Raw genomic sequence first — 26,812 nt, forward strand, 5'->3', positions numbered from 1 at the left:
GCTTTCGAGCCATCCATAGGGAAACTCCGATCTAGTCAACACAGGTAGCACTGACTGGATCGGAGTTTCCCGAGGGGAACGTGTGGAGCAGCGCTATTTTCAAGGGTGTAGCCAAACTTTCTTAAATCACTATCACCCGGCATCTAATCTTCGGGCTTAAGCAACTTTCCACATTGCTCACTCGCTAACCGGCTGATCACCCGAATCGCCTGATGGATACCCGCCGTGTTACGAAAGCTCAGTTGCGGATTGTGCTCACACTCCAACACCTCGTCATGCTGAACAAGCGCTTCACCGAGTAACTCGAGGGTCCAAGCATAGCTCTGGATGACGGACAAGCGTTCCTGATCAATCATGGGGATGCCTGCCTTCCCACATGGAATGAGCTTGCGTATGGATGGGGTGGGAAAAATGAGAGGAAGACACCGGCGGCGTACGGCGGCGGAGAGCGAATGCGAGGATCCTGCTCAGAATGCGAATAAGCATGCATGAGACTCCAAGTTTTGAGTTTGGGGCTACCACGATCCTTCCTACGGGATTGGGTGGCAGCTGTGTATGGGGTAGGAATACCGGGAAACTTGGAACCCGGCCAAGCCGAAGCCTGCCCACACACAGCCGCCATAACACATCACAGAAAACGCAAAAAAGCGCCAGCCGTAGTGATTGGGGCGCCTAGTGCATGCGCCAAGTTTACCAGCAGGTTCCTACACCTAGTCGCAGATTTTGCTGCGACCAGAGGAAGTTATCCCCATAGGGATTGCTCCGCAATGGCTACGGCAGGCGGAAATTTCCGAAAATCCTGAGGGAAAGAAGACTGAGAGATAAATTCCTACAAACTTGGACATGCCGGGATGTTGGCAGTTGAGCAGACAAAGCCCGCACTAGGCGGGCTTTGTCGGGTGCTTCATAAGCAGCCACAGGCTGCCTGAAATTCTACTCTGGTGCCGGAGACAGGAATCGAACCTGCGACCTTCGCGTTACGAGTGCGCTGCTCTACCGACTGAGCTACACCGGCGTGGCGACAACGCTACCACTGCCGCCACGGTTTCGCAAATCACTGTTTATCAACAGCTATTACTCATTGCCCGCCTGCGTCGAGGTGCACCCCGCCGGGGCCAGGTCGGCCTCGATGTCGGTGCTGCACGCCCAGCCCGTGGCCGAGCGGTTCAAGGTGAGGGTCTTGCCCAGCACCGGGGCCGGCGCATCCACCAATACGCACGCAATGCTGCCCACACCCGTAGCCGCCACGCCGGATGCACTCAAGGTGCAATTGGCCGTGCTCGCCTGCCCGCCCAGCGCCGCCACATCGGCCACGTCGCCGCCCTGGTTGATGCGCACCTCGAAGGCGGTCTTCAACGCCGATACCTCGGCCAACCCGGCCGTGGCCTTGGCCCGCGCCTGGTGGTTGGTGTACATCGGCATGGCAATGGTCGCCAGGATGCCGATGATCGCCACCACGATCATCAATTCGATCAACGTAATACCGCGCTGCCCTTTCATGGACATTTTCCCCTCTCGCAAAAACACACAATCACGGCCCGGAACCCGCCGGCCGACAAGCGCGCCAGTAAGCCCGAACAGACACCTTTTGTCACCCTGCGCCGGCTTGGCCGAGCAGCGTGCTCGACTACTCTAGTGGGCACCGGGCCGCAGTGCCCGGCCTACCCGCCCCCAAGCTGTTACGGGGTTTGTGCCCACCCAACGCCACAAGGATGTAGCGATGAGACTGAAGACACGTAACTACGCCTGGCAAGGTATCGACCGCAGCGGCACGCCCATCAGCGGCCACTGCAGCGGGCAGAGCCCCGCGTTGATCAAGGCGCTGTTGCGCAACCGCGGTATCCGCCCCACGCAGGTCAACCCCGCCCACACCCTCACCCTGCGCCTGCCCGCCACGCTGGGTACGCAGGAGCTGGCGCAGTTCAGCCGCCAGCTGGCCACCCTGTTCAAGGCAGGAATACCGCTGCTGCAAGGGCTGGATATCATCGTCGAAGGCTGCAAGCACCCGCACCTGCGCAGCCTGATCGTCACCCTCAAGGCCGATATCGCGGCCGGCTGCGGCATGGCCGATGCGCTGCGCAAGCACCCCCGCCATTTCGACCCGCTGTATTGCAATCTGGTGGCGGTGGGCGAACAGTCCGGGCGTCTGGACAGCCTGCTCGATCAGTTGGCCACCCTGCAGGAGAAGCGTCAGGCACTGCGTGCGCGGCTTAAAAAAGCCATGATCTATCCCGCGCTGGTACTGCTGGTAGGGCTGAGCGTGGCGTGCCTGTTGCTGCTCAAGGTGGTGCCGCAGTTTCAGGTGATGTTCGCAGGCTTCGGGGCGCAACTACCGGGGTTTACCCTGGCGGTCATTCAACTGGCCGACTGGCTGGGGCAACACCTGTTGCTGGTGTTCGCGGGCGCAGTGGGCCTGGGGTTCGGCGTGCAGCGCCTTTACCAGCGCCAGCCCGCCGTGCGCCTGTGGGCGCTGCGCATGGGGCTCAAGCTGCCGATTGCCGGCCCATTGCTGGAACACGCCGCACTGGCGCGGTTTTCTCGCACGCTGGCGACCTCGTTCAGCGCCGGCGTGCCGCTCACCGAAGCCTTGGGCCCGGTGGCCGCCGCCTGCGGCAATGCGCTGTACGAGCAGGCCGCACTGCGCCTGCGCCAGGACATCGGCAGCGGCCTGTCACTGAGCAGTGCCATGCGCAGCAACCCGCTGTTCCCAACGCTGTGCGTGCAGATGTGCGCCATTGGCGAGACATCCGGCACGCTCGACGATATGCTCGACAGGATTGCCAGCCACCATGAAACCGCCATCGACCATCTGCTCGACGCCCTGGCCAGCTTGCTGGAACCGGTGATCGTGCTGATTCTCGGGCTGGTGGTGGGAAGCCTGGTGATCGCCATGTACCTGCCGATCTTCCAGCTGGGCGATGTGATCTGAATATGGACCTGTTCGAAACTCTGGCCAGCCAACCGCTGGCCTACCTGTGCTGCGCCCTGCTGCTGGGCCTGATCGTGGGCAGCTTCATCAATGTGCTGGTGCACCGCCTGCCACTGATGCTGGAGCGCCAATGGCGCAGTGAAGCACGCGAAGCGCTGGCGCTGCCCGACCCGCCCGAACCGCGCTTCGACCTGATGCTGCCGCACTCGCATTGCCCGCACTGCCATCACCGTATCCGCGCGTGGGAGAACATCCCGGTGCTCAGTTACCTGTGCCTGCGCGGGCGCTGCTCGGCCTGCAAGGCGCCGATCAGTGCGCGCTACCCCCTGGTGGAGGTGGCCAGCGCCGGCCTGAGCCTTTTCGCGGCCTGGCATTTCGGCTTCAGCGCCAACGCGGCGGCCTTCATGCTGCTGAGCTGGGGGCTGCTGGCCATGAGCCTGATCGATATCCAGCACCAGTTGCTGCCCGATGTGCTCGTACTGCCGCTGCTGTGGTTGGGGTTGATCCTTAACGCCTTCGAGCTGTTCGTGCCGCTGGACCAGGCGCTGTGGGGCGCGGTCGCTGGTTACCTGAGCCTGTGGACGGTGTACTGGCTGTTCAAGCTGGTCACCGGCAAGGAAGGCATGGGCTACGGCGACTTCAAGCTGCTGGCCATGCTCGGTGCCTGGGGCGGCTGGCAGATCTTGCCGTTGACGCTGCTGCTGGCGTCGCTGGTGGGCGCCCTGCTCGGCCTGGTGCTGCTGCGCCTGCGCGGCCAGCAAGCCAGTACGCCGATACCCTTTGGTCCCTATCTGGCCATTGCGGGCTGGATCGCACTGCTCTGGGGTGGTCAAATAACCACTTCCTATCTGCAATTTGCCGGACTGCAATGACCACACCCGCCTTCACCCCCTGGATTCTCGGCCTCACCGGTGGCATCGGCAGCGGCAAGAGCGCTGCAGCGCAACGCTTCATCGAGCTGGGCGTGCACCTGGTGGACGCCGATCAGGCCGCGCGCTGGGTGGTCGAACCTGGCCGGCCGGCGCTGGCCAGCATCGTCGAACGCTTCGGCCCCGGCGTGCTGCAAAGCGACGGTCAATTGGACCGAGCTGCCCTGCGCCAGCTGATTTTCAGTGACCCGGAGCAACGCCGCTGGGTCGAAGCCCTGCTGCACCCGCTGATCGGCCAGGAGATTTTCAGCTACCTGGCCAAGGCCGAGTCGCCGTACGCGGTGTTCGTTTCACCGCTGATGATCGAGTCGGGGCAATACAAGCGGTGCCAGCGCCTGCTGGTGATCGATGCCCCGCAGGCCTTGCAGATTGAACGCACCCTGCAGCGCGACCAGACCAGCGCCGAACAGGTGCAGGCCATTCTCAAGGCGCAGACCAGCCGCGAAGAGCGCCTGCGCCACGCGCACGACGTGCTGGTCAACGACCGCGACCTGGCCTGGCTGCACTCGGAGGTCGACCGCCTGCATCACTTTTACCTGACTTTGCGTGGAGGCCAAGCATGAGCCAACCCCTGACCGTAGACTGCCCGACCTGTGGCGCCCCTGTTGAATGGAACGCAGCCAACACCCAACGGCCGTTCTGCTCCGACCGTTGCAAACTGATCGACCTGGGGGCGTGGGCGTCCGAGGAGCACAAGATCCCGGTGGCGCCAGATGCCGAAGACGAGCTGTTTTCCGGGGACTTCAACCCGCGCGAACATTAAGCGCGCGGTTCGTCATCCTTCCACGGGGCCTGCAGGTAGCGGGTCCGGTTGAAGGTCTCCAGCCACTCGGGGCAGAACACCACCAGCGCACTGATCACCATGCCGTTGATGAAGGCCTCGGGAAAGATGATCAGCCACAGGTAGCCGATAAAGTCCGATAGCCATTCCGGCATCGCGAAGCGCCCGTCCAGCCACAGCAGCCCCAGGCTTGCCCCCAGGCACAGCAGTGCCGACAGCGCGGCGGCGAAAAAGCCCGAAAAGAAGATGTACACGAACAGGTTCCTGGGCTGCGCACGCTCCACCAGCATTGCGCACACTTGCGTCACCAACACCGGCAGGCCGATCAGCAGCAGGCCATTCACGCCCATCGCCGCAAGGTCCTGACGACCCAGTGCCACCAGCCCGACTTGCGCGACCAGCGCCCCGACAATCGCCAGCGGCCAATCCAGCAGCAAGGTCACGGCGGTCATGCCGATGAAGTGGTACGAGACCCCGGTGTCGAAGTCGCGTCGCACCAGCCACAGTGCAAACAGCGCGAACATGGTGCCGAACATCAGGTGCTGGCGCCGCCTGTCGGCAAACAGCTCGACCCACGAGGTACGCCACATCGCCCACAGCAGCAGCGGCACGTAGCCGAGCCAGCCGAGCACGAGGCTTTGATCCGATAACACTTGCGCGCCAATCACGGGCTTGTACCCCTTCTGTACCATGCGCCAGCACCCTGGCTGACATTCTACACGCCGATGTGGCGGGTTCAGCTGGCCTCGGTTGTGGCCGTAGTCGGCTCTTCGTCTTCGTCACGAGGGGCGGGCAGGATCTTGAAGCTGGCGCCTTCGACCAGCCACTCGGGCAACTCGCAGCTGGGGTTGCGCTGCAACTGCGCCAGGCTGGCGACGCCCTGGCCCACCGACAACGTAGCGGTAGCGCCGTAGCACGCGCGCGCATCGGCGAATTCGACCACCAGCGACTGCACACCCGGCATGGCATCGAGCACCTGGATGTTGGAGTAGGTGCCGGATTTTTTCTGCTCCAGCCGCTCGCCCTCCTGCTTTTTGTAGAACGACAAGGCGTAGTACCTGGCGTCGTGCTCGGCCAGTTGCACGTACAGGCCGTCGGGCGTGCCCTCAGGCAGCGTGGGTACCGGCGCGAACAGCATGACCAGCCCGTACACCACCACGCCTGCCAGAAAAGTGCCCGAGCCGACAATGGTGGGCATGTTCACAACGCTCATGAGTCTTCCCTGATGGAGTCGCCAACCAATCGATGGCGCCATTCTAGGGCATATCTTTCAGCCACATAGCGCTCAAGGATGAGCGATGAGGAATTCGGCATTGTCATGATTTGAGCGCTAAGCTTGACCCATGGATGACTCAGACTACCTTCGCCTGCTTACCATTCAGGCCGAACAAGCCAATGCGTTTCTCTCCAATGCCCGCAAATGGGAGCGCGAGCGTTGGGTCTGCCAGCGCCTGCTGCAAGGCCTGAACATCCCCTACCGCAGCGAAGACTTCACCGCTGCCGGCCAGGAACCGCCCGACGTGCTGTTTCGCGATGCGGCCTTCGAGGTGTTTTTCGTGCTCGATGAAGGGCGCCGGCTCAACGACGAATGGCGTGAAGAGCTGCAACGTCGGCGCAGCGCGTTTTCCCTCGCGCAACTGGTGCGCCGCGAAGCCCGCCCCCGACGCATCAGCGCACAGGAACTGCTGCAACGCCTGGCGCCGACCCTGCGTAAAAAATCGCACAACTACCGTGAACGCAACCTGGAGCTGGGCGAGCTGGACATCATTGCCTTCGCCAGCCTCAAGCGTGAAGTGCTGGACCTCAACAGCCACTTTCCACCGCCCACCGAATACCTGCGCCAGGGCTGGCGTTCGCTGTCGCTGGTGGGCCCGACTTTTGCGCGCGTGCTGTTCGCACATCCCGACGCGCCGGACTTTCTGCGCGCCAACCTGGGCCGCAGCATCGTTTTCGACGTGGGCATCAGCCTGTGAGGCAAAGCCCCTACAAACACAGGATGGATAAAATCCGACGCCGGTGATACAAAGCGCAATCATTAGCGGTCACCACCGCCTCACGATCCCAGGTAAGCCCCAAGCGACCGACTACAGTGAACACTGTAGCGTTCCCGCAGTCACATGCGTCTACCTGACGAGGCCTCCATGACCAGCCGCCTGAATCCCGAAGACCAGCGACGAGTCGATGACTACCTGCGTGCCCCCCAACACCAAGTCGAGCGCAAGCCTTTCCGGCCGTGGCTGCTCCTTGTGCTGGTGGTGGTCGTGACCATCAGCCTTGGCCTGTTGAGCCGCCTCCTGAGTTACCTGGTGCTATGAGCTGCCTTGCGCTCGCCCGAACCGTCCGCCCTGCGCGGCCGGCCACTCAGGACCTGCCCCCGAATTCCGTAAACCTTATGAGATATCCCCATGACTCACCGTATCGTGATTGTCGGCGGCGGCGCCGGCGGCCTGGAACTGGCGACCCGCCTGGGTAAGACCCTGGGCAAGCGTGGCACGGCCGCCATTACCCTGGTCGACGCCAACCTGACGCACATCTGGAAGCCGCTGCTGCACGAAGTGGCGGCCGGCTCGCTGAACTCGTCCGAAGACGAGCTCAACTATGTGGCGCAGGCCAAGTGGAACCACTTCCAGTTCCAGCTCGGGCGCATGAGCGGCCTGGAGCGGGCGACCAAGCAGATCCAACTGGCCGCCACCCTGGATGAAGACGGTCGCGAGCTGTTGCCGGCGCGCACCCTGGCATACGACACGCTGGTGATTGCGGTCGGCAGCAACACCAACGACTTCGGCACCCTGGGTGCGGCGCAGCACTGCCTGTTCCTGGACACCCGCAAGCAGGCCGAGCGCTTCCACCAGCAACTGCTCAACCATTACCTGCGTGCGCACGCGGGGGACCTGGCCAGCGAGAAGATCAGCGTAGCGATCGTGGGTGCTGGTGCCACAGGCGTGGAGCTGGCGGCCGAACTGCACCATGCGGCCCATGAACTGGCCGCCTATGGGCTGGACCGCATTCAGCCCAAGGACATGCAGATCACCCTGATCGAAGCCGGGCCGCGGGTGTTGCCTGCCCTGCCCGAGCGCATCAGCGTGCCGGTGCACAAGACCCTGGAAAAGCTGGGCGTGACGGTGCTGACCAATGCCTCGGTCAGCGAAGTGAACGCAGACACGCTCAAGACTGCCAATGGCGAGGTGATCCATGCCAGCCTGAAAGTATGGGCGGCCGGTATTCGTGCACCGGGTTTCCTGAAGGATATCGACGGCCTGGAAACCAACCGCATCAACCAGTTGGTGGTGCGACCGACGCTGCAGACCACCCTGGACGATGACATTTTCGCGTTTGGTGATTGCGCCGCGTGCCCGCAGCCAGGCAGTGACCGCAATGTGCCGCCACGCGCCCAGGCGGCGCACCAGCAGGCATCGTTGCTGGCCAAGGGGCTGAAAGCGCGCTTGGAAGGCAAGACGCTGCCGACCTACGCGTACCGTGACTACGGCTCGCTGGTATCACTGTCGCGCTTCTCGGCAGTGGGCAACCTGATGGGCAACCTGACCGGCAGCGTGATGCTGGAAGGCTGGCTGGCGCGGATGTTCTATGTGTCGCTGTACCGCATGCACCAGATGGCGCTGTATGGCACCTTCCGTACGTTGATGCTGATGCTGGGCAGCCGTATCGGGCGCGGTACCGAGCCACGCTTGAAGCTGCACTGATGCGGTAGATGCACGCCCCCCCCTGCGCAAGGCAGGGGGTGGCTGACGTTATTGCGCGCTTCCTATCCCTCCAGGTGTACCGCGGGTACCGGTTTTGCTGCCGCTGCGCGCCAGTTCGCTGGCAAGCCAGCTCCCACGGCCTGTCGGCCAGAAGCGCCCACCAGTGCAAACAGACAAAAACCACAGACAAAAAAAAGGCACCCTTTGCAAGGTGCCTTTTTTTCTGAAGATGGTCGGGGTAAGGGGATTCGAACTCCTGACATCCTGCTCCCAAAGCAGGCGCGCTACCGGACTGCGCTATACCCCGGTAAAAAAAAGACACCGGTTAAGGTGCCTTTTTTACGGCTGGACGCTAAGGGCGTTCCAACCTTTTAAGATTCAAACCCAGCGAACCGGGTTCAAAAATGGTGGGTCGTGTGGGATTCGAACCTACGACCAATTGGTTAAAAGCCAACTGCTCTACCAACTGAGCTAACGACCCAAAAATGGTCGGGGTAAGGGGATTCGAACTCCTGACATCCTGCTCCCAAAGCAGGCGCGCTACCGGACTGCGCTATACCCCGGTTTGAAATTTGGCTCCGCGACCAGGACTCGAACCTGGGACCCAATGATTAACAGTCATTTGCTCTACCGACTGAGCTATCGCGGAACTATCAATTTCAATTACAACGTACTGCAATTTCGAAAACTGTATCACTACCGCTTCGAACCCTTCGACCTTGTGCATCGCTGCGTTCATGTCTCTGAGGCGCGCTATTCTACAACTTTCAAAACCCTTGTCAACCCTTAATTTGCATTCAACATACTGATTTGCAACTTTTTTTCAGATTCCCACTTCTGCCGGAAACCTGCGGGGTGACATACAGCGGGGCGCACTTTACAAGCACTCGAAGCAAAATGCAAAGAAAAAAGGCCTCGAAATTCGAGGCCTTCGCGTAACCCGCCGAAAACTCAGGCAAACACGATCTCTTCGCCCTCAAGCCTGGCGGTAATGCGGGTGCCAGGAATGAAGCGACCGGACAGAATCAGCTGTGCCAGCGGGTTTTCGATCCAGCGCTGGATCGCCCGTTTCAGCGGCCGTGCACCGTACACCGGGTCGTAACCGACCGCGATCAGCTTGTCCAACGCCTCGGGGCTCAGCTCCAGGCTCAGGTCGCGCTCGGCCAGACGGCTGAGCAGGCGTGTCAGCTGGATCTGGGTAATGCCGGCAATCTGGTCGCGGCCCAGCGGCTCGAACACCACCACCTCGTCGATACGGTTGACGAACTCGGGACGGAAGTGCGCCCCCACTGCGTCCATCACCGCAGCCCGCTGCGCCTCGCGATCACCCACCAGCTCCTGGATCTGTGCCGAGCCCAGGTTGGAGGTCATCACGATCACGGTATTGCGAAAATCTACCGTACGCCCATGGCTGTCCGTAAGACGACCGTCTTCAAGCACCTGCAGCAACACGTTGAACACGTCCGGGTGGGCCTTCTCGACCTCATCCAGCAGCACCACGGCATACGGCTTGCGACGCACCGCCTCGGTGAGGTAACCGCCCTCCTCGTAGCCCACATAGCCTGGCGGTGCACCGATCAGCCGCGCCACGGAGTGCTTCTCCATGAACTCGGACATGTCGATACGCACCATGGCCTCCTCGGTGTCGAACAGAAACTCCGCCAGCGCCTTGCACAGCTCGGTCTTGCCCACGCCGGTCGGGCCCAGGAACAGGAATGAACCACTTGGCCGGTTAGGGTCGGACAAGCCGGCACGCGAACGACGCACCGCATTGGAGACGGCCACCACGGCCTCTTCCTGGCCGATCACGCGCTGGTGCAACAGGCTTTCCATGCTCAGCAGCTTTTCACGCTCGCCTTCGAGCATCTTGGCCACCGGGATACCGGTCCACTTGCTGACCACTTCGGCGATCTCTTCCTCGGTCACCTTGTTGCGCAGCAGCTGGTTCTCGGCCTTGCCGTGCTGGTCGACCATCTGCAGGCTGCGCTCCAGGTCCGGGATCACCCCGTACTGCAGCTCGGCCATGCGGCTGAGGTCGCCCTTGCGGCGTGCCGCTTCGAGCTCCTGGCGCGACTGCTCGATCTTTTGCTGGATCTGCGCAGAACCCTGCACTTCGGCTTTCTCCGAGGTCCAGATTTCTTCCAGGTCGGCGTATTCACGCTCCAGCCGCACGATTTCCTCGGTCAGCTTCTCGAGGCGCTTGAGGGCGGCCTCGTCGTCTTCTTTCTTCAGGGCCTGGGATTCCACCTTCAACTGGATCAGGCGACGTTCCAGGCGGTCGAGCACCTCAGGCTTGGAGTCGATCTCCATGCGGATGCGGCTGGCTGCCTCGTCGATCAGGTCGATGGCCTTGTCGGGCAACTGACGATCGGTAATGTAGCGGTGGCTGAGCTTGGCCGCGGCAATGATCGCGCCGTCGGTGATGGCCACCTTGTGGTGCACCTCGTAACGCTCCTTGAGGCCCCGCAGGATGGCGATGGTGTCTTCTTCGCTGGGCTCTTCCACCAATACCTTCTGGAAACGACGCTCGAGCGCGGCGTCCTTCTCTATGTACTGGCGGTATTCGTTCAGCGTGGTGGCACCGACGCAATGCAGCTCGCCGCGCGCCAGCGCAGGCTTGAGCATGTTGCCGGCGTCCATCGAGCCTTCGCCCTTGCCGGCGCCGACCATGGTGTGCAACTCGTCGATGAACAGGATGATCTGGCCTTCCTGCTTGGACAATTCATTGAGCAGGCCTTTGAGGCGCTCTTCGAACTCGCCGCGGAACTTGGCGCCAGCAATCAGTGCCCCCATGTCCAGCGACAGCAGGCGCTTGCCCTTGAGGCCGTCGGGCACTTCGCCATTGATGATGCGCTGGGCCAGGCCTTCGGCGATGGCGGTTTTACCCACGCCAGGCTCACCGATCAGCACCGGGTTGTTCTTGGTACGGCGCTGCAGCACCTGGATGGTACGGCGGATCTCGTCGTCACGGCCGATCACAGGGTCGAGCTTGCCGTCTTCGGCACGCTTGGTCAGGTCGACGGTGTACTTGTCCAGGGCTTGGCGCGACTCCTCGGCATTGGGGTCATTGACGGCTTCGCCACCGCGCAGGTTGCTGATGGCGTTTTCCAGGGCTTTCTTGCTTACGCCCTGGCCAAGCAGCAACTTGCCCAGCTTGCTGTTTTCGTCCATGGCCGCCAACAGCACGAGTTCGCTGGAGATGAACTGGTCGCCCTTCTGCTGGGCCAGGCGGTCGGCCTGGTTGAGCAGGCGCGCCAGGTCCTGCGACATGTTCACGTCGCCGGTAGGGTTCTGGATTTTCGGTAGCTGGTCGAGCTCTTTGCCCAAGGCCTTGCGCAGGCTGTTGACGTCGAAGCCCACCTGCATCAGCAGCGGCTTGATCGAGCCACCCTGCTGGTCGAGCAGTGCCTGCATCAGGTGCGCAGGCTCGATTGCGGGGTGGTCCATGCCCACCGCCAGGGATTGGGAGTCGGATAACGCCAGCTGCAACTTGCTGGTCAAACGGTCTATACGCATAAGTTACCTTCCTTTGATGGGCAGGCCGGAGCGATGGACACACCTGATGAAGAAAAACCTGCCTGAGATACCCCTATAGATAAGGGTGATTGTGGAAGATTCAAGCGTAGCGGGCTTGATCCAGGTCAGCGCGCGGCCAGCCACACCAGCGAGGCCTGGCGCCCGGTGACGGGGTTGCGGCGGAAGGAGTAGAAGCGAGGGTCGGTGACGGTGCAAAAACCACCACCATACACGGCAGTCACGCCACGTGCGGCCAGGCGAATGCGGGCCAGGGCATAGATATCGGCGAGGAATTTGCCCGGCTGGGTACCCGGCACGAAGGCATCGGCACTTTCCGGATGAACGGTCATGAAGGCGTCGCGCACTTCACTGCCCACTTCAAACGCCTGCGGGCCGATGGCCGGCCCCAACCATACCAGCACGTCCTGCGCGGGTACGCACAGGCTGTCCAGCGTGGCTTCCAGCACGCCGCCCACCAGCCCGCGCCAGCCGGCATGCGCCGCGCCAACACGGGTACCTGCGCGGTCACAGAACAGCACGGGCAGGCAATCGGCGGTCATCACCGTGCAGGCGATACCGGGGGTAGCGGTCCAGCTGGCGTCCGCTTCGGCGATCTGCGACGGGTCGGCGTGCGCTACCACCAGCCCATGGACCTGCTTGAGCCAGGCGGGCTGAATGGCGAAGGTATCGGTAAGACGGCGGCGGTTCTCGGCCACCGCGGCCGGCGCATCGCCGACGTGGTCGCCCAGGTTCAAGGCCTCGTAGGGCGCAAGGCTCACGCCCCCGCCGCGGGTGGTGACGCACGCCTTGACCCAGGCTGGCGCAGGCCAGTCGGGGGTCAGCAGGTCGGGCGTCAGCTCACTCATCCGACGAAGGCCTCGCGGTCCTGCTTGAGCAGCGACAGCAGCCAGACGAAGTCATCCGGCAGGGAGGATTCCCAGCCCATGCGCTCGCCGGTCACCGGATGATCCAGCTCCAGGAAGCGTGCATGCAGGGCCTGGCGCGGGAAAGTCTTGAGTGCGTCGACCATGGTCACGCTGGCCGCTGGCGGGATGCGGAAGCGCCCGCCGTACACCGGGTCGCCAACCAACGGGAAGTTGACGTGGGCCATGTGTACGCGGATCTGGTGGGTACGCCCGGTTTCCAGCTTGACGCGCACGTGGGTGTGCGAGCGGAAGCGCTCGAGCACACGGTAGTGGCTGACGGCCTGCTTGCCACCCTCCATCACCGCCATGCGCTGGCGCTGCTGGCCGTGGCGGCCGATCGGGGCGTTGATCTTGCCGCCCGCGGTCACTACGCCGATCACGATGCATTCATAGATGCGGCTGACACTGCGGCTCTGCAGCTGAGAAACCAGCTGGGTCTGCGCCTGAATGGTCTTGGCCACCACCATCAGACCGGTGGTGTCCTTGTCCAGGCGGTGCACGATACCGGCACGCGGCACATTGATGATGTCGGGCACGTGGTGCAGCAGGGCATTGAGCAGGGTGCCGTCGGCATGGCCCGCCGCCGGGTGCACCACAAGCCCGGCCGGCTTGTTGATGACCAGGATGTGGTCGTCTTCGTAGACGATATCCAGTTCGATGTCCTGCGCGACCCATTCGCCCTGGGCCTCCTGCTCGGCATCCAGCGCCAGCAATGCACCACCGTGGACGATGTCGCGAGGACGCACGACGTTGCCGTCGACGGTCAGTAGGCCTTCTTTGATCCAGGCGGACAGGCGCGAGCGTGAGTGCTCGGCAAACAGTTGGGCAGCGACTTGGTCGAGGCGTTGCCCGCCCAATTCGGACGGTACCTCTGCGCGAAGTTCAATTTTCTCGGACATGCTCGAATCAGGCGGAGGCACAGCCTTTGGTTTCGGCTGCACGCTTGTGGTTAAATACGGCGTCTTTTGCCCCGAGGGTTCCAACCGGGGTGCTCATCATAACAGGACGGCCTCGCCCAAGACAGCAGCCGTCATAGGGACGCAAGCCGCCATGCAAGTGAAACACCTGCTGCTGATCGCCATCCTCGGACTCACTGCTGCTTGTTCTTCGAAGGAAGTCGTCGACGAAAACCTCAGCGAAACCGAGCTGTACCAGCAGGCGCAGGCCGACCTGGACAACCACAGCTATACCAGCGCCACTGCCAAGCTCAAGGCGCTGGAGTCGCGTTACCCGTTCGGCCGCTATGCCGACCAGGCGCAGCTGGAGCTGATCTTCGCGAACTACAAGAACGCCGAGCCCGAGGCTGCCAAGTCGGCTGCCGAGCGGTTCATCCGCCTGCACCCGCAGCACCCGAACGTCGACTACGCCTACTACCTCAAGGGCCTGACCTCGTTCGACCAGGACCGTGGCCTGCTCGCGCGCTTCCTGCCGCTGGACATGACCAAGCGCGACCCGGGCGCTGCGCGTGACTCGTACAACGAGTTCGCCCAGCTCACCAGCCGCTTCCCCAACAGCCGCTACGCGCCTGACGCCAAGCAGCGCATGATCTACCTGCGCAACCTGCTGGCGTCCTACGAGATCCACGTGGCCGATTACTACCTGACCCGTCAGGCCTATGTAGCAGCAGCCAACCGGGGTCGTTACGTGGTGGAGAACTTCCAGGAAACCCCATCGGTCGGCGACGGCCTGGCGGTGATGACCGAAGCCTACATGCGCCTGCACCTGGACGACCTGGCGGCCACCAGCCTGGAAACCCTGAAGCTCAACTACCCCGATCACCCGAGCCTGGTCGATGGCCAGTTCGTGCCGCAGCAGGACGAAGCGGACAACCGCTCGTGGCTGTCCAAGGCCACCCTGGGCCTGATCGAGACTGCAACGCCGCTGCCGCCGGGCGAAACCCGCGCCAACCAGGACGTGCAGAAGCAGTACCAGGATGCCAAGGACGCGATTCCCGACGAACTGCAGCCTAAAGACGAAAATGGCGATGTGATCGAGGAAGAGAATCACGACGCCGAAGGCAATAACCAAGACCGCTCCTGGTTCAGCTACATGACCTTTGGCGTATTCGACTGATACCGCGTATCAGCAAAGATAAAGGGAGGCCAAGGGCCTCCCTTTTTTATTGCCAGGCCCTAAACTGGGGGCTCTTCATTCGACAAAGCTGGACACCATGGTTCGCCTACTTTTCTGGATTGCCCTGATTGCCGCTGCGTTCTGGTTGTGGCGCAAGTTCAAGGCCAGCAACAGCGCCGATAATCGCCCGCCCCTCGATGACCCGCTGAAAATGGTGCGGTGCGCCCATTGCGGCGTGCATTTGCCCAGTGATCGCGCCTTGCACCGCGGGCAGCTGTGGTTCTGCAGCCCGGCGCACCTGGAGCAGGGGCCTGGGGATAATCGCCAAGGCTGAGCGCCCCTTGCGGGTCAGGCCAATCGACCCGCTGGCGCATAGGGCGCAGGGTCGATGATTGGCGTGCGACCCAGCAGCAGGTCGGCAAACAACTGGCACGATGCCGGCGCCAGCACCAGACCATTGCGGTAGTGGCCGCAGTTCAACCACAGCCCGGCGTACCCCGGCACCTCGCCAATATAGGGGATGCCTTGCGGCGAGCCCGGCCGCAGCCCCGCCCAATGCCCCACCGGCGTGGCATCCGCAAGCGCCGGCAACAGCTCGACCGCAGATGCCTTCAGGCTGACCAGCGCGTCCCCGGTCGGGGTCTTGTCATAGCCTGCGTGCTCCAGCGTGCTGCCCACCAGCACATGTCCATCGCGCCTCGGGATGGCATAACGCCCCTTGGCCAGCACCATGCTCGGCAAAAAATCGTCCGCGCACTTGAACAGAATCATCTGCCCCTTGACCGGCTCCACCGGCAATTCCAGCCCCAGCAGGTGCAGCAGATCGCCACTCCAGGCACCCGCGGTCAGCACCACCTGGTCGGCCAGGATCGGGCCCTCGGTGGTTTCAACGCCACTGATGCGACCGCCTTCGCGGCTGAAACCGGTGATCTCGCAATGCTCGCGCAGCGTGACGTTGGGCAATGCCTGCAACGCCGCCTTCAGCGACTTGACCAGCCGCGGGTTGCGCACGTTGGCGACACCCGCCATGTAGATGGCGCGCTCGAAGCCCGGGCCCAGTGCCGGTACGGCGGCATAGGCCTGGGCGATGTCGACCGCGCTCAATGGCCGCCCCTCGCGCGCTGCCCAGGCCAAAGCGTCGGCCTCGTCGTCCAGGTCAAGCCAGTACAAGCCGGTAACATGCACTTCGGGGTCTACCCCGGTCGCGCTGAACAAGCGCTCGCCCAGCTGTGGATAAAAGTCCTGCGACCAATGCGCCAGTGCGGTGACCGCCGGGCTGTAGCGCCACGGGTACAGCGGCGAGACAATCCCACCCCCGGCCCAGGAGGACTCCTGGCCGACTGCGCTCTTGTCGCATACCACCACCTGCGCGACATCCGCCGCCAGGTTGAACGCAGTCAGCAGGCCAATCACCCCACCGCCGACAATCACTACTTGCTTGGTCATCTGTTGATCCAGTACCCGAATGAAAGACTTCAGTTGCCCCAGCACCCCTGCCCTGCATCACCGTGCGGGTTGCCCTGTACCCCCCGGTGGTCGAGTTCGAAGTCGCCACACAGGTCCGCGGCCATCAGCCCTTCGGCGCGGCGCCTGGCCACCAGGCTGAAGCGCTCGGCCTCACGGCTGGCATGCAGGCTGTAGTGGCGCGTACCGGATGGCAGCGGGGTCGTCACGGTATCGCTGTCGGCATATTCACCGGTACGTGCCCGGTGACGCTCCAGTTGCTGCGCACTCTCGAACAGCATCCCGGCCACCTCGATGCGCGCGGCACTTTTCACCGTGTCGGTGTAACTGGGGTAGGCAATGCCCGCCAGAATGCCGACCACGGCGACGACAATCAACAGTTCGATCAGGCTCAACCCCAGCTCGTGCATCAGCACGCCCCGGCGCCTCACAGGATCTGCCGCCACAGAATGCGTCGCGCAGCCTGTTCGCCCGGCGCCAGCGGCTGTGCATGTACGCTCTCGAGCACCACCCGTGCCTGCCGCTGCCTGCCCACCGCAGTGATGCGATACAAGCGCACGGGCAGGCCGTCAGGCATATGCGCGGCGCGGTTGCTCTCGCCCAGGGGCTGGATCAGGTAGAAGCCGCGCTCGTACACCTGCCAGGCCAGGCCGGAGCTGGCACCTCCCCCCGCATGCACCCCGCCAGCACGTACCTGCGCGGCCTCTGGCGGTGGCAGGCAGTACACGCAGGGCAAGGGCGGGGCATGCCCCGCGAGCACGCGCGCCTCCCCCGCCCGCAGCGTCGCCTCGGCGGACTCGAACGCCTGCAAGGCTGCCTCCAGGTTGCCCGTCATGCGCGCCTGCAAGGTTGCGCCATGCAGCGCCGACATGCCCAGCAAGGCCAACAGCAGCATCAGTACCAGGCTCACCAGCAGCACCATGCCGCCCTGCGTTTTCATGGCACACGGCTACGCACAGCAGCCACCAGGTGATAGGTCTGCGCGCGTACGCGCTGCTGCGGATCTGCCAGCGTCAGGCGGATGCGGATACTGCGGATTCTTGCGGGGTCGGGCGCCGCCACCACATAGACCACCTGGCCAGCAGCATCGGCCACGCCAAAATCCACGCTCACGCGGTGAACGTTATCCACCAGCACTGCCTGGGTACTGCCACTGCTCAACCGCAACTGCCCGGCAACCACCTGATACACCTGCCGGTGAATCGGCAAGGCAAACTCATCCGGCGCCGGCAGGTGCTTGCCCGCATAGGCGCGTGCAGCAAGCACGCAGTCGGTCACCAGCGTCCAGTTCGACGGGCTGCCGGTATCGCCGCTCTGTGCACCGACCAGGCTCAGGCTGCGCAAATTGCCATCGGGCTCCAGACTTATGCTTAACGGCAGCGCAAACACGGCGGCAATCGCCGGGTCGGCAAAGCTGATCGCCTCGCGTCGCAGGCAACCGAAAGCGCCGGCCATGCGAATGTCGCGCGCCATGCGCTGCAAGGCAAGCCGCGCATCCTCCTGCAACTGCGCCGCCACGGCCTGGGCCTGCCAACTGTGCAATACGGCCACAAACAGGCGGCTGCCAGCCAGCAGCAGCAACAGGCCAAGGCTCAGCGCCAGCAATACCTCTACCAGGCCGAAGCCCGCAGCACGCCTCATGGCGCCACCCGCCCACGGATCACCAACGCGCCTTCTGGCCAGTGCAGGTCGAGGGCAATGCCATCGCCCGCCTGAGTGACACGGGCCTGCGCCGACGCGCCGGCCACTGCCTGCAGATCGCGTTGCAGTTGCGCGCCCTCGCCTGCGCCCAGCCTGCCCGCCGCGCGCACCCGCTCCAGCACCTCCTGAGCCAGCAACAACGCCTGGGTGGTGCGCAAGGCACCGTCGGTGGCATACAACGCCCGCCCTTGCAGCGCGGCTGCCGTGAACACTCCCAGTGACATCACCACCAATGCCACCAGCACCTCGATCAGGGTCATGCCCCGTTCCACGTTCCTTGTCATGGGTTCGCCTCCTGCGAAATTTCCCCGTGTACTTGCCGCCCCGGCTGACTGGACGCCTGCCAGTGCGACGCCGAACCTATAGAGAAGCACTTCCAGGGAGGGATGCACGATGGCGCAACAAGGCGTAACACTGATTCAACTGCTTTACGCGCTGGCACTGCTAGGCGTGCTGGTGCAGATCGGGGTTCCGGCCTACACCGCCATGAGCAGCGACCTACAGCGTCAAGCCGTGGCGCAACACCTGGCCCAGGCGCTGCGCAGCGCCCGCAGCGAAGCGTTGCTGCGCAACGGACCAGTCAGCCTGGTGGCAATCGACGGGAACTGGAGCAACGGATGGCGCATGGGCACCGAAGAAGAAGGCGTGCTGCAGGAGTACCGCGCCAGCGGGCAGATACGCGTAGTAGGCAATCAGCCGCTGGCACGCCAGCTTCGCTTTGGCGGGCTGGGTGTACCGGAGCAATCGGGAGGGTTCCAGGCCGGGACCCTGCATGTATGCGAAGGCCCCGGTCAGCGCAGCCTGTATCAGGTAGTGCTGTCACGCACCGGACGGGTCAGCATGCGCCGTACCGCCAGCGAGGAGCCGCTGTGCGCGGCTACCCACTCAGATCAGTGAACGCACACGCAGCTCTTTGGGCATCGAGAAGGTGACGTTCTCTTCGCGGCCATCGAGCTCTTCGGCACCGGTGGCGCCCCATTCGCGCAACTGGGCGATCACGCCACGCACCAGCACTTCAGGGGCCGAGGCACCGGCGGTAATGCCAACCTGCGCCACACCGTCGAACCAGCTGCGTTGCAGGTCTTCGGCGCCATCGATGAGGTAGGCCGGGGTGGCCATGCGCTCGGCCAGCTCGCGCAGGCGGTTGGAGTTGGAGCTGTTCGGGCTGCCCACTACCAACACCACATCGCATTCGTCCGCCAGTTGCTTGACCGCGTCCTGGCGGTTCTGGGTGGCGTAGCAGATGTCGTCCTTGCGCGGCCCGCCGATGCTCGGGAAGCGCGAACGCAGCGCATCGATGACCCGGCTGGTGTCGTCCATCGACAAGGTGGTCTGGGTCACGAAGGCCAGACGTTCAGGGTCGCGCACCTGCAGGCTGGCGACATCCTCTTCATCCTCGACCAGGTAGATCGAACCGCCATTGCTGGCGTCGTACTGGCCCATGGTGCCTTCGACTTCCGGGTGACCTTCGTGGCCGATCAGGATGCATTCCTTGCCATCGCGGCTGTACTTGGCCACCTCGATGTGCACCTTGGTCACCAGCGGACAGGTCGCATCGAACACCTTCAGGCCACGCCCCGCTGCCTCCTGGCGCACGGCCTGGGAAACGCCGTGGGCGCTGAAGATGACGATGACGTCGTTGGGCACCTGGTCGAGCTCTTCGACGAAGATCGCCCCGCGCGCGCGCAGGTCTTCGACCACGAACTTGTTGTGCACCACTTCGTGACGCACATAGATCGGTGGGCCGAACACCTCGAGGGCACGGTTGACGATTTCGATCGCCCGGTCCACGCCGGCACAGAAGCCGCGGGGGTTGGCGAGTTTGATCTGCATGGCTGACTCCTGGCTCAAAGGGCCTTGACCGCGAGGATTTCCACCTCGAAGTTCAGGGTCTTGCCGGACAGCGGGTGATTGAAGTCGATGGTCACTTGCGCATCATCGAATGCCTTCACTACGCCAGGCAACTCGGCGTTGGCCGCGTCGTTGAAAATCACCAGCAGGCCTTCGGACAGGTCCATGTCCTGGAACTGCGAGCGGGGAATGATCTGCACGTTCTGCGGGTTGGGCTGGCCGAAGGCGTTCTCCGGCGGCACGCTGACGGTGCGCCTGTCACCGGCCTTGAAGCCGAAGATCGCGGCTTCGAACCCTGGCAGCAGGTTGCCGTCGCCCACCTTGAACACCGCCGGTGCCTTCTCGAAGGTGCTGTCGACGGTATCGCCGTTTTCCAGGTGCAACGCGAAGTGCAGGGTGACTTCGGTGTTCTGGCCAATACGGGTATCAGTCATGCACGGGCTCTCCGGACTTTTTGCTCTTGAACATATCCAGCGCCAGCATCACCGCGCCTACGCTGATGGCACTGTCGGCCAGGTTGAAGGCCGGGAAGTACCAGCGGTTCTGCCAGTGCACCAGGATGAAGTCGACCACATGGCCGAGCACGATCCGGTCGTACAGGTTGCCCAGCGCGCCGCCCAGCACCAGGGCCAGGGCGATTGCCAGCCAGGTCTCGTTGCGCCCCAGGCGCTTGAGCCACACCACCAGCACCGCACTGACCACCAGGGCGATCAGGGCGAACAGCCAGCGTTGCCAGCCCGAGCTGTCGGCCAGGAAGCTGAAGGCCGCACCGGTGTTGTAGGCCAGGGTCCAGCTGAAGTAGTCGGGGATGACCACGATCTGCTGGTACAGGCTCAGCGCACCTTCGAAGTAGTGCTTGCTGGCCTGGTCCAGGACCAGTACCAGCAGGCTCAGCCACAGCCAGGCGAGGCGCCCGAAGCGCCCCACGTTGGGGTTAGGCATAGTGACGCACCTCGCCTTTGCCACTGATGTTGTCGACGCAACGCTCGCAGATTTCCGGATGCTCCGGGTTCACACCCACGTCCGCACGGAAGTGCCAGCAGCGGCCGCACTTGGCGTGGCCGGACTTGACCACCTTGAGCTTGAGGCCGGCCACGTCGGTGACCACGGCATCGGCGGGGGCCTCGACGAACGGCGCCACACTGGCGGCCGAGGTGATCAGCACGAAGCGCAGTTCGTTGCCCAGCTTGTTCAAGTCGGTGCTCAAGGCCTCGTCGGCGAACAGGGTGACTTCGGCTTGCAGGTTGCCACCGATGGCCTTGGCCGCACGCTGGTTCTCCAGCTCCTTGTTGACGGCAGCTTTCACGGCCATCACGCGGTCCCAGTAGGCGCGGTCCAGCTCAATGCCTTCAGGCAGCTCGGTCAGGCCCTGGTACCAGGTGTTGAGCATGACCGACTCGTTGCGCTCGCCCGGCAGGTACTGCCACAGCTCGTCGGCGGTGAACGCCAGGATCGGCGCGATCCAGCGCACCAGCGCTTCGCTGATGTGGTACAGCGCGCTCTGGCACGAACGACGCGCGACGCTGTTGGCGCCAGTGGTGTACTGGCGGTCCTTGATGATGTCGAGGTAGAAACCACCCAGCTCCTGCACGCAGAAGTTGTGGATCTTGGAGTAGACGTTCCAGAACCGGTACTCGCCGTAGTGCTCTTCCAGCTCGCGCTGCAGCAGCAGGGTACGGTCCACAGCCCAGCGGTCCAGTGCCAGCATGTCTTCGGCCGGCAGCAGGTCGCGGGCCGGGTCGAAGCCGGACAGGTTGGAGAGCAGGAAGCGCGCGGTGTTGCGGATACGCCGGTAGGCGTCGGCGCTGCGTTGCAGGATCTGCTCGGACACGGCCATCTCGCCGGAGTAGTCGGTCGCCGATACCCACAGGCGCATGATGTCGGCACCCAGGGTGTCGTTGACCTTCTGCGGCTCGATGGTGTTGCCCAGCGACTTGGACATCTTGCGGCCGTTCTCGTCCACGGTGAAGCCGTGGGTCAGCAGCTCGCGGTACGGCGCGTGGTTGTCGATGGCGCAGCCGGTCAGCAGCGAGGAATGGAACCAGCCGCGGTGCTGGTCGGAACCTTCCAGGTACAGGTCGGCACGCGGGCCGCTGTCGTGGCCGATGTTGTGCGAGCCACGCAGTACGTGCCAGTGAGTGGTACCGGAGTCGAACCAGACGTCGAGGGTGTCGGCGATCTTGTCGTACTGCGCGGCTTCGTCACCGAGCAGTTCGGCGGCGTCCATCTTGAACCAGGCTTCGATGCCTTCCTGTTCGACGCGCTGGGCCACTTCTTCCATCAGCTCGACGGTGCGCGGGTGCAACTCGCCGGTCTGCTTGTGCAGGAAGAACGGGATCGGCACGCCCCAGTTGCGCTGACGCGAGATGCACCAGTCCGGGCGGTTGGCGATCATCGAGTGCAGGCGCGCCTGGCCCCAGGCCGGGACGAACTTGGTCTGCTCGATGGCACTGATGGCACGCTTGCGCAGGGTGTCGCCGCTGTCAGGCTGCTTGTCCATGCCCACGAACCACTGCGCGGTGGCGCGGTAGATCAGCGGGGTCTTGTGGCGCCAGCAGTGCATGTAGCTGTGGCTGATGGTGTCGGTGAACATCAGCGCGCCGACTTCGGCGAGCTTGTCGACGATGTGCGGGTTAGCCTTCCAGATGAACTGGCCGCCGAAAAATTCCAGCGAATCGACGTACACACCGTTGCTCTGTACCGGGGTGAGGATGTCGTCGTTGACCATGCCGTAGCGCTTGCAGGTCACGAAGTCGTCTTCACCGTAGGCCGGCGCCGAGTGGACCACGCCAGTGCCGGCGCCCAGTTCGACGTATTCGGCCAGGTAGACTGGCGACAGGCGGTCGTACAACGGGTGACGGAAGTTGATCAGTTCCAGCGCCGAGCCCGGTGCGGTGGCGATCACCGAACCTTCCAGCGAGTAGCGCTTCAGGCAGGCTTCGACCAGTTCTTCGGCCAATACCAGCAACTTGTCGCCGACATCGACCAGGGCGTACTTGAACTCGGGGTGCACGTTCAGCGCCTGGTTGGCCGGGATGGTCCACGGGGTGGTGGTCCAGATCACGATGGCGGCAGGCTTGGCCAGCGCCGACAGGCCGAAGGCCTGGGCAAGCCTGGCTTCATCGGCCACGGTGAAGGCGACATCGATGGTCTGCGACTTCTTGTCGGCGTATTCGACTTCCGCTTCGGCCAGCGCCGAGCCGCAATCGAAGCACCAGTTCACAGGTTTGAGGCCCTTGAACACGAAGCCGTGCTTGACCATTTCGGCCAGGGCGCGGATTTCACCGGCCTCGTTGCTGAAGTTCATGGTCTTGTAGGGGTTGTCCCACTCACCCAGTACGCCCAGGCGAATGAATTCCTTCTTCTGGCCTTCGATCTGCTCGGCGGCGTAGGCACGGCACAGCTCACGGGTCTTGTCCGCGGTCAGGTGCTTGCCGTGGGTCACTTCGACCTTGTGCTCGATCGGCAGGCCATGGCAGTCCCAACCCGGTACATACGGCGCATCGAAGCCGGACAGGGTTTTGGAGCGCAGGATCATGTCCTTGAGAATCTTGTTGAGCGCGTGACCGATGTGGATCTTGCCGTTGGCATAGGGCGGGCCGTCGTGCAGCACGAACTTCGGACGATCCTTGCCAATTTCGCGCAGCTTCTGGTACAGGCCAATGCTGTCCCAGCGCTGCAGGATCTGCGGTTCGCGCTGTGGCAGGCCGGCCTTCATCGGGAAGGCGGTGTCCGGAAGGTTTAGCGTGGCTTTATAGTCGGTCATTTCAGGCTCTTCGTTAGCGGTTGACCGTGCCAATGGGCACGTGCGGCGGCGATATCCGCATCGATCGCCGACTTCAGCGCCTCCAGGGAGGCGAATCGCTGCTCATCGCGCAGCTTGTGGTGGAATTCCACCGTCAGACGCCGGCCATATAAATCGCCGGCAAAATCCAGCAGATGCACTTCCAGGTGGGCTCGGCCATCACCTGCAACGGTTGGCCGCACGCCGATATTGGCGACGCCGGGCCAGCGCTGGCCATCGAGCTCGACACTCACCAGGTAGACCCCAGTCAGCGGTACGCGATGACGCTTGAGTTGTATGTTGGCGGTGGGCGTACCGAGCTGGCGCGCCAGCTTCTGCCCATGCAGCACCCGGCCACGAATGCGGAACGGGCGCCCCAGCAGGCGCTCAGCCACGGCGAACTCCGCACGCGCCAGGGCCTCACGCACTTGCGTGCTGCTGACCCGCAGGCCATCGAGCTCGACGGTTTGCGCCGCTTCCACGGTAAAGCCCTGGCTCAGCCCGGCCTGCTGCAGGAACTCGAAATCGCCCAGCCGGTCGCAGCCAAAGCGGAAATCGTCGCCCACTTCCAGGTGCTGCACGCCCAGCCCGTCGACCAGGATGGTGTCGACGAACTCGGCGGCGCTGAGCTTGCTCAGGCGCTGGTTGAACGCCAGGCACAGGACCCGGTCGACGCCCTCGGCGGCCAGCAGCGCCACCTTGTCACGCAGGCGCGCCAGGCGCGCGGGCGCGATGTCGGGGGTAAAGTACTCACGCGGCTGTGGCTCGAAAATCACCACGCAGCTGGGTACGCCCAGCTCTACCGCACGCTCACGCAGGCGCGCCAGGATAGCCTGGTGGCCACGGTGAACACCGTCGAAGTTGCCGATAGTGGCAACACAGCCCCGATGCTCGGGGCGAAGGTTGTGAAGGCCTCGAACCAGCTGCATAACGCGCTTCTTGCTCATAAAGTGGTCGATTATAACCACACCCGGGCGCCGACGACAGGCAGCAGCACGATGCCAGGGCGTCGAATGCACAAAACCGACGCCTGACCCGCGCCAGCCATCAGTGCAGCGCCTTGCGGGCGAAGTCCCGTGGGCGGAATCCAAACAGGTACAGGCAACCGAAATAGGTCACCACGCCGGCGCCGATCAAGGCCCCCAGGCGCAGGAAGCGTTCAAGCATGTGGCCCTGTTCCCAGGGCGGCATGTACCACATGCCCGCCACCAGTACGCCGGCCATCAGCAACACGGCCACCAGCAGTTTGAGCAGGTAAGGCGTCCAGCCGGGCTGGGGGTCGAACAGCTTCTGCTGGCGCAACTTCCAGTACAGCAGGCCGGCGTTCAGGCACGCGCCGACGCTGATCGCCAGGGCAAGGCCGGCATGCTGCAGGTGGCCGATGAAGACCAGGTTGAGCAGTTGTGTCGATATCAGGGTGAAGATCGCGATCTTCACCGGGGTACGGATGTTCTGCTGCGCATAGAAGCCCGGCGCGAGCACCTTGACCAGGATGATGCCCAGCAGGCCGACTGAATAGGCGATCAGCGCGCGCTGGGTCATTTCGGCGTCGAAGGCTGTGAACTTGCCGTACTGGAACAGCGCAACCGTGAGCGGCTCGGAGAGGATCGCCAGGGCGAAGGTACAAGGCAACACCAGCAGGAAACACAGGCGCAGGCCCCAGTCGAGAATGCGCGAATATTCGTGACGGTCCTTGTTGGCGTAGGTCTTGGCCAGGGTCGGCAGCAGGATCGTGCCAAGGGCCACGCCCAGCACGCCAGAGGGCAGCTCCATCAGGCGATCGGCGTAGTACATCCAGGACACCGAGCCTGCGACCAGAAACGAGGCGAAAATGGTGTTGATGATCAGCGAGATCTGGCTCACCGACACGCCCAGGATGGCCGGCAGCATCTGCTTGAGCACGCGCCATACGCCCGTGTCGCGCAAGTTCAGGCGCGGCAGCACGAGCATGCCGATCTTTTTCAGGTGAGGCAGCTGGTACACCAGCTGCAGCACGCCACCGGCCAGTACCGCCCAGCCCAGGGCCATGACCGGTGGATCGAAATACGGGGTGAGGAACAACGCGAAAAAGATCATCGCGACGTTGAGCAGCGTCGGCACGAAGGCCGGCACCGAGAAGCGGTTCCAGGTATTGAGGATCGCCCCGGCCAGCGACGACAGCGAGATCAGCAATATATAAGGAAAGGTCACCCGCAACAGGTCGGTGGTCAGCTCGAATTTCTCGGCGCTGTCGACAAAGCCCGGTGCGGTAACCCACACCACCCAGGGCGCAGCCAGTATGCCGAGCAGGGTCACCACAGCCAATACCAGGGTCAGTAGCCCGGCAACATAAGCCACGAAGGTACGGGTCGCCTCTTCGCCCTGCTGGCTCTTGTATTCGGCCAGAATCGGCACGAACGCCTGGGAAAATGCACCTTCGGCAAAGATGCGCCGCAACAGGTTGGGCAGCTTGAAGGCAATGAAGAAGGCATCGGTAGCCACGCCGGCACCAAAGATTCGCGCCAGGATCGTATCGCGGACAAAGCCCAGCACACGCGACACCATGGTGATGGAACTGACCGCGGCCAGAGACTTGAGGAGATTCATCGAAAGTTTTTCATGCCATATGGATGAAGGAGAGGCCTAAACGGCATCCAAGTATGCGATACTCCGCCGCGCAAAGCAGACAGAGCAAAAACTCCCGAGTTTACAGGTCATGCGCCAGAAGGGAATCATCCCCTCCAGCGAATCGACCGCTCAGCGGAACCTAACAAGCGCCCTTGACAACCGATCAACTCATCGGCATGATTCGCGGCCTATTTTGTTTGCTATTTACCAAGTCTTTCGAGGAGCTCGACGGTGGCCAACTCACCTTCCGCCAAAAAACGTGCAAAACAGGCTGAGAAGCGTCGCAGCCACAACGCCAGCCTGCGTTCCATGGTTCGTACCTACATCAAGAATGTAGTTAAGGCCATCGACGCAAAAGACGCCGAAAAAGCGCAAGCTGCTTACATCCTGGCTGTTCCAGTTATCGACCGTATGGCCGATAAAGGTATCATCCACAAGAACAAGGCTGCTCGCCATAAAGGCCGTCTGAATGGCCACATCAAGGCACTGAAGATTGCTGCAGCTGCCTAAGCGACGCTTGTTAAAGAACCGACCCTAGGGTCGGTTTTTT

General features: G+C 63.1%; 29 protein-coding genes and 5 tRNA genes. 11 read left to right on the forward strand and 23 right to left on the reverse strand.

Annotated elements, in window-relative coordinates; genetic code table 11:
• Positions 1-143: 143 nt before the first annotated feature.
• The 3 genes from KUO17_RS23395 to KUO17_RS23405 all read right to left on the reverse strand — a co-directional run bounded on the left by KUO17_RS23395 (position 144) and on the right by KUO17_RS23405 (position 1,500).
• On the reverse strand, positions 144-356 hold the full coding sequence (locus tag KUO17_RS23395; RefSeq protein WP_217977955.1) for a hypothetical protein: 213 nt from the start codon (positions 354-356) through the stop codon (positions 144-146).
• 583 nt (positions 357-939) lie between these two features.
• Positions 940-1,015: transfer RNA gene (locus tag KUO17_RS23400), tRNA-Thr, on the reverse strand.
• Between the two features lie 59 nt (positions 1,016-1,074).
• Entirely contained in the window at positions 1,075-1,500 is a 426-nt protein-coding gene (locus KUO17_RS23405; RefSeq protein ID WP_217977956.1) for a pilin, read from the reverse strand.
• Positions 1,501-1,720: 220 nt separating this feature from the next.
• On the opposite strand from KUO17_RS23405, the gene KUO17_RS23410 reads away from it, so the two are divergent.
• Genes KUO17_RS23410 through yacG form a run of 4 tightly spaced genes read left to right on the forward strand, consistent with a single transcriptional unit; the run spans position 1,721 to position 4,621 of the window.
• Positions 1,721-2,929 carry a type II secretion system F family protein gene (locus KUO17_RS23410; RefSeq protein ID WP_217977957.1) on the forward strand — a complete coding sequence of 403 codons (1,209 nt, stop codon included), beginning with the start codon at positions 1,721-1,723 and terminating at the stop codon, positions 2,927-2,929.
• A 2-nt stretch (positions 2,930-2,931) separates the two neighbouring features.
• Positions 2,932-3,801 carry a prepilin peptidase gene (locus KUO17_RS23415; protein WP_217977958.1) on the forward strand — a complete coding sequence of 290 codons (870 nt, stop codon included), beginning with the start codon at positions 2,932-2,934 and terminating at the stop codon, positions 3,799-3,801.
• A complete protein-coding gene (gene coaE, locus KUO17_RS23420) occupies positions 3,798-4,421 on the forward strand; it encodes a dephospho-CoA kinase (RefSeq protein ID WP_217977959.1) in 624 nt (207 codons plus the stop codon). The genes KUO17_RS23415 and coaE overlap by 4 nt, the downstream gene beginning before the upstream one ends.
• Positions 4,418-4,621, forward strand: a complete 204-nt coding sequence (yacG, locus tag KUO17_RS23425; protein ID WP_217977960.1) for a DNA gyrase inhibitor YacG — start codon at positions 4,418-4,420, stop codon at positions 4,619-4,621. The genes coaE and yacG overlap by 4 nt, the downstream gene beginning before the upstream one ends.
• On the opposite strand, the gene KUO17_RS23430 is transcribed toward yacG, so the two are convergent.
• Both KUO17_RS23430 and KUO17_RS23435 read right to left on the reverse strand, forming a co-directional pair.
• Positions 4,618-5,331, reverse strand: a complete 714-nt coding sequence (locus tag KUO17_RS23430; RefSeq protein ID WP_217977961.1) for an energy-coupling factor ABC transporter permease — start codon at positions 5,329-5,331, stop codon at positions 4,618-4,620. The genes yacG and KUO17_RS23430 overlap by 4 nt on opposite strands.
• A gap of 44 nt (positions 5,332-5,375) precedes the next feature.
• A complete protein-coding gene (locus tag KUO17_RS23435; protein WP_217977962.1) occupies positions 5,376-5,852 on the reverse strand; it encodes a hypothetical protein in 477 nt (158 codons plus the stop codon).
• A gap of 130 nt (positions 5,853-5,982) precedes the next feature.
• On the opposite strand from KUO17_RS23435, the gene KUO17_RS23440 reads away from it, so the two are divergent.
• The 3 genes from KUO17_RS23440 (at position 5,983) to KUO17_RS23450 (ending at position 8,340) form a co-directional block, all read left to right on the forward strand.
• A complete protein-coding gene (locus tag KUO17_RS23440; RefSeq protein ID WP_217977963.1) occupies positions 5,983-6,612 on the forward strand; it encodes a DUF1780 domain-containing protein in 630 nt (209 codons plus the stop codon).
• 168 nt (positions 6,613-6,780) lie between these two features.
• Entirely contained in the window at positions 6,781-6,954 is a 174-nt protein-coding gene (locus tag KUO17_RS23445; protein ID WP_217977964.1) for a DUF3094 family protein, read from the forward strand.
• Between the two features lie 90 nt (positions 6,955-7,044).
• Complete coding sequence (locus tag KUO17_RS23450) at positions 7,045-8,340, forward strand: NAD(P)/FAD-dependent oxidoreductase (protein WP_217977965.1); 1,296 nt, start codon at positions 7,045-7,047, stop codon at positions 8,338-8,340.
• Between the two features lie 230 nt (positions 8,341-8,570).
• Here the strand turns inward: KUO17_RS23450 and KUO17_RS23455 are convergent.
• The 7 genes from KUO17_RS23455 to rluD all read right to left on the reverse strand — a co-directional run bounded on the left by KUO17_RS23455 (position 8,571) and on the right by rluD (position 13,681).
• Positions 8,571-8,647, reverse strand: a tRNA-Pro gene (locus KUO17_RS23455).
• A 98-nt stretch (positions 8,648-8,745) separates the two neighbouring features.
• A tRNA-Lys gene (locus tag KUO17_RS23460) sits at positions 8,746-8,821 on the reverse strand.
• 5 nt (positions 8,822-8,826) lie between these two features.
• A tRNA-Pro gene (locus KUO17_RS23465) sits at positions 8,827-8,903 on the reverse strand.
• A gap of 10 nt (positions 8,904-8,913) precedes the next feature.
• Positions 8,914-8,989, reverse strand: a tRNA-Asn gene (locus KUO17_RS23470).
• A 302-nt stretch (positions 8,990-9,291) separates the two neighbouring features.
• Complete coding sequence (gene clpB, locus KUO17_RS23475) at positions 9,292-11,856, reverse strand: ATP-dependent chaperone ClpB (RefSeq protein ID WP_217977966.1); 2,565 nt, start codon at positions 11,854-11,856, stop codon at positions 9,292-9,294.
• Positions 11,857-11,981: 125 nt separating this feature from the next.
• Positions 11,982-12,722, reverse strand: a complete 741-nt coding sequence (gene pgeF, locus KUO17_RS23480) for a peptidoglycan editing factor PgeF (protein WP_217977967.1) — start codon at positions 12,720-12,722, stop codon at positions 11,982-11,984.
• Positions 12,719-13,681 carry a 23S rRNA pseudouridine(1911/1915/1917) synthase RluD gene (gene rluD / locus KUO17_RS23485; protein WP_217977968.1) on the reverse strand — a complete coding sequence of 321 codons (963 nt, stop codon included), beginning with the start codon at positions 13,679-13,681 and terminating at the stop codon, positions 12,719-12,721. Before rluD ends, pgeF begins: the two co-directional genes overlap by 4 nt.
• Before the next feature lie 151 nt (positions 13,682-13,832).
• Here rluD and KUO17_RS23490 point away from each other — a divergent pair, with 151 nt between their 5' ends.
• Together KUO17_RS23490 and KUO17_RS23495 are read left to right on the forward strand one after the other, a co-directional pair.
• Entirely contained in the window at positions 13,833-14,855 is a 1,023-nt protein-coding gene (locus tag KUO17_RS23490; protein WP_217977969.1) for an outer membrane protein assembly factor BamD, read from the forward strand.
• Between the two features lie 97 nt (positions 14,856-14,952).
• Positions 14,953-15,189: a PP0621 family protein gene (locus KUO17_RS23495; RefSeq protein ID WP_217977970.1), complete on the forward strand. Its 237-nt coding sequence runs from the start codon at positions 14,953-14,955 to the stop codon at positions 15,187-15,189.
• Positions 15,190-15,203: 14 nt separating this feature from the next.
• On the opposite strand, the gene thiO is transcribed toward KUO17_RS23495, so the two are convergent.
• The 5 genes from thiO to pilV are packed head-to-tail and all read right to left on the reverse strand — an operon-like array spanning position 15,204 to position 18,304.
• Positions 15,204-16,301: a glycine oxidase ThiO gene (gene thiO, locus KUO17_RS23500; RefSeq protein WP_217977971.1), complete on the reverse strand. Its 1,098-nt coding sequence runs from the start codon at positions 16,299-16,301 to the stop codon at positions 15,204-15,206.
• A gap of 29 nt (positions 16,302-16,330) precedes the next feature.
• Positions 16,331-16,729, reverse strand: a complete 399-nt coding sequence (locus tag KUO17_RS23505) for a type IV pilin protein (protein ID WP_217977982.1) — start codon at positions 16,727-16,729, stop codon at positions 16,331-16,333.
• 17 nt (positions 16,730-16,746) lie between these two features.
• Positions 16,747-17,259: a pilus assembly PilX family protein gene (locus KUO17_RS23510; RefSeq protein ID WP_217977972.1), complete on the reverse strand. Its 513-nt coding sequence runs from the start codon at positions 17,257-17,259 to the stop codon at positions 16,747-16,749.
• Positions 17,256-17,960 carry a PilW family protein gene (locus KUO17_RS23515; protein WP_217977973.1) on the reverse strand — a complete coding sequence of 235 codons (705 nt, stop codon included), beginning with the start codon at positions 17,958-17,960 and terminating at the stop codon, positions 17,256-17,258. Before KUO17_RS23515 ends, KUO17_RS23510 begins: the two co-directional genes overlap by 4 nt.
• A complete protein-coding gene (gene pilV / locus KUO17_RS23520) occupies positions 17,957-18,304 on the reverse strand; it encodes a type IV pilus modification protein PilV (RefSeq protein ID WP_217977974.1) in 348 nt (115 codons plus the stop codon). The genes KUO17_RS23515 and pilV overlap by 4 nt, the downstream gene beginning before the upstream one ends.
• 109 nt (positions 18,305-18,413) lie before the next feature.
• Between pilV and KUO17_RS23525 the strand changes: the two genes are divergently transcribed.
• Positions 18,414-18,917 carry a GspH/FimT family pseudopilin gene (locus tag KUO17_RS23525; protein ID WP_217977975.1) on the forward strand — a complete coding sequence of 168 codons (504 nt, stop codon included), beginning with the start codon at positions 18,414-18,416 and terminating at the stop codon, positions 18,915-18,917.
• Here the strand turns inward: KUO17_RS23525 and ispH are convergent.
• The 6 genes from ispH to murJ all read right to left on the reverse strand — a co-directional run bounded on the left by ispH (position 18,906) and on the right by murJ (position 26,241).
• Positions 18,906-19,853, reverse strand: a complete 948-nt coding sequence (ispH, locus tag KUO17_RS23530) for a 4-hydroxy-3-methylbut-2-enyl diphosphate reductase (RefSeq protein WP_217977976.1) — start codon at positions 19,851-19,853, stop codon at positions 18,906-18,908. The genes KUO17_RS23525 and ispH overlap by 12 nt on opposite strands.
• A 14-nt stretch (positions 19,854-19,867) precedes the next feature.
• Positions 19,868-20,305 carry an FKBP-type peptidyl-prolyl cis-trans isomerase gene (locus tag KUO17_RS23535; protein ID WP_217977977.1) on the reverse strand — a complete coding sequence of 146 codons (438 nt, stop codon included), beginning with the start codon at positions 20,303-20,305 and terminating at the stop codon, positions 19,868-19,870.
• Complete coding sequence (gene lspA, locus KUO17_RS23540; RefSeq protein ID WP_217977978.1) at positions 20,298-20,813, reverse strand: signal peptidase II; 516 nt, start codon at positions 20,811-20,813, stop codon at positions 20,298-20,300. The genes KUO17_RS23535 and lspA overlap by 8 nt, the downstream gene beginning before the upstream one ends.
• Positions 20,806-23,637, reverse strand: coding sequence for an isoleucine--tRNA ligase (ileS, locus tag KUO17_RS23545; protein WP_217977979.1), 2,832 nt, complete (start codon positions 23,635-23,637; stop codon positions 20,806-20,808). Before ileS ends, lspA begins: the two co-directional genes overlap by 8 nt.
• A complete protein-coding gene (gene ribF, locus KUO17_RS23550; protein WP_217977980.1) occupies positions 23,634-24,584 on the reverse strand; it encodes a bifunctional riboflavin kinase/FAD synthetase in 951 nt (316 codons plus the stop codon). The genes ileS and ribF overlap by 4 nt, the downstream gene beginning before the upstream one ends.
• Before the next feature lie 118 nt (positions 24,585-24,702).
• Positions 24,703-26,241 (reverse strand): murein biosynthesis integral membrane protein MurJ, encoded by a 1,539-nt coding sequence (gene murJ, locus KUO17_RS23555; protein ID WP_217977981.1) that lies wholly within the window; start codon positions 26,239-26,241, stop codon positions 24,703-24,705.
• 252 nt (positions 26,242-26,493) lie between these two features.
• Here murJ and rpsT point away from each other — a divergent pair, with 252 nt between their 5' ends.
• Positions 26,494-26,772, forward strand: a complete 279-nt coding sequence (gene rpsT, locus KUO17_RS23560; RefSeq protein ID WP_043860304.1) for a 30S ribosomal protein S20 — start codon at positions 26,494-26,496, stop codon at positions 26,770-26,772.
• Positions 26,773-26,812 lie beyond the last annotated feature (40 nt).

Origin of the sequence: Pseudomonas aegrilactucae, from assembly GCF_019168305.1 — a bacterium.
In the GTDB taxonomy this organism is placed as follows: domain Bacteria; phylum Pseudomonadota; class Gammaproteobacteria; order Pseudomonadales; family Pseudomonadaceae; genus Aquipseudomonas; species Aquipseudomonas aegrilactucae.

Bases quoted from the DNA above. Each gene is read 5' to 3' on its own strand.
- KUO17_RS23395 (WP_217977955.1), bottom strand. From the start codon at position 356: ATGATTGATCAGGAACGCTTGTCCGTCATCCAGAGCTATGCTTGGACC.
- murJ (WP_217977981.1), bottom strand. From the start codon at position 26,241: ATGAATCTCCTCAAGTCTCTGGCCGCGGTCAGTTCCATCACCATGGTG.
- KUO17_RS23450 (WP_217977965.1), top strand. From the start codon at position 7,045: ATGACTCACCGTATCGTGATTGTCGGCGGCGGCGCCGGCGGCCTGGAA.
- KUO17_RS23405 (WP_217977956.1), bottom strand. From the start codon at position 1,500: ATGAAAGGGCAGCGCGGTATTACGTTGATCGAATTGATGATCGTGGTG.
- coaE (WP_217977959.1), top strand. From the start codon at position 3,798: ATGACCACACCCGCCTTCACCCCCTGGATTCTCGGCCTCACCGGTGGC.
- KUO17_RS23435 (WP_217977962.1), bottom strand. From the start codon at position 5,852: ATGAGCGTTGTGAACATGCCCACCATTGTCGGCTCGGGCACTTTTCTG.
- KUO17_RS23515 (WP_217977973.1), bottom strand. From the start codon at position 17,960: ATGAGGCGTGCTGCGGGCTTCGGCCTGGTAGAGGTATTGCTGGCGCTG.
- pgeF (WP_217977967.1), bottom strand. From the start codon at position 12,722: ATGAGTGAGCTGACGCCCGACCTGCTGACCCCCGACTGGCCTGCGCCA.
- rluD (WP_217977968.1), bottom strand. From the start codon at position 13,681: ATGTCCGAGAAAATTGAACTTCGCGCAGAGGTACCGTCCGAATTGGGC.
- KUO17_RS23510 (WP_217977972.1), bottom strand. From the start codon at position 17,259: ATGAAAACGCAGGGCGGCATGGTGCTGCTGGTGAGCCTGGTACTGATG.
- KUO17_RS23495 (WP_217977970.1), top strand. From the start codon at position 14,953: ATGGTTCGCCTACTTTTCTGGATTGCCCTGATTGCCGCTGCGTTCTGG.
- KUO17_RS23410 (WP_217977957.1), top strand. From the start codon at position 1,721: ATGAGACTGAAGACACGTAACTACGCCTGGCAAGGTATCGACCGCAGC.
- KUO17_RS23505 (WP_217977982.1), bottom strand. From the start codon at position 16,729: ATGCACGAGCTGGGGTTGAGCCTGATCGAACTGTTGATTGTCGTCGCC.
- ispH (WP_217977976.1), bottom strand. From the start codon at position 19,853: ATGCAGATCAAACTCGCCAACCCCCGCGGCTTCTGTGCCGGCGTGGAC.
- KUO17_RS23440 (WP_217977963.1), top strand. From the start codon at position 5,983: ATGGATGACTCAGACTACCTTCGCCTGCTTACCATTCAGGCCGAACAA.
- ribF (WP_217977980.1), bottom strand. From the start codon at position 24,584: ATGCAGCTGGTTCGAGGCCTTCACAACCTTCGCCCCGAGCATCGGGGC.
- ileS (WP_217977979.1), bottom strand. From the start codon at position 23,637: ATGACCGACTATAAAGCCACGCTAAACCTTCCGGACACCGCCTTCCCG.
- KUO17_RS23490 (WP_217977969.1), top strand. From the start codon at position 13,833: ATGCAAGTGAAACACCTGCTGCTGATCGCCATCCTCGGACTCACTGCT.
- KUO17_RS23430 (WP_217977961.1), bottom strand. From the start codon at position 5,331: ATGGTACAGAAGGGGTACAAGCCCGTGATTGGCGCGCAAGTGTTATCG.
- thiO (WP_217977971.1), bottom strand. From the start codon at position 16,301: ATGACCAAGCAAGTAGTGATTGTCGGCGGTGGGGTGATTGGCCTGCTG.
- KUO17_RS23415 (WP_217977958.1), top strand. From the start codon at position 2,932: ATGGACCTGTTCGAAACTCTGGCCAGCCAACCGCTGGCCTACCTGTGC.
- lspA (WP_217977978.1), bottom strand. From the start codon at position 20,813: ATGCCTAACCCCAACGTGGGGCGCTTCGGGCGCCTCGCCTGGCTGTGG.
- KUO17_RS23525 (WP_217977975.1), top strand. From the start codon at position 18,414: ATGGCGCAACAAGGCGTAACACTGATTCAACTGCTTTACGCGCTGGCA.
- yacG (WP_217977960.1), top strand. From the start codon at position 4,418: ATGAGCCAACCCCTGACCGTAGACTGCCCGACCTGTGGCGCCCCTGTT.
- clpB (WP_217977966.1), bottom strand. From the start codon at position 11,856: ATGCGTATAGACCGTTTGACCAGCAAGTTGCAGCTGGCGTTATCCGAC.
- pilV (WP_217977974.1), bottom strand. From the start codon at position 18,304: ATGACAAGGAACGTGGAACGGGGCATGACCCTGATCGAGGTGCTGGTG.
- KUO17_RS23535 (WP_217977977.1), bottom strand. From the start codon at position 20,305: ATGACTGATACCCGTATTGGCCAGAACACCGAAGTCACCCTGCACTTC.
- KUO17_RS23445 (WP_217977964.1), top strand. From the start codon at position 6,781: ATGACCAGCCGCCTGAATCCCGAAGACCAGCGACGAGTCGATGACTAC.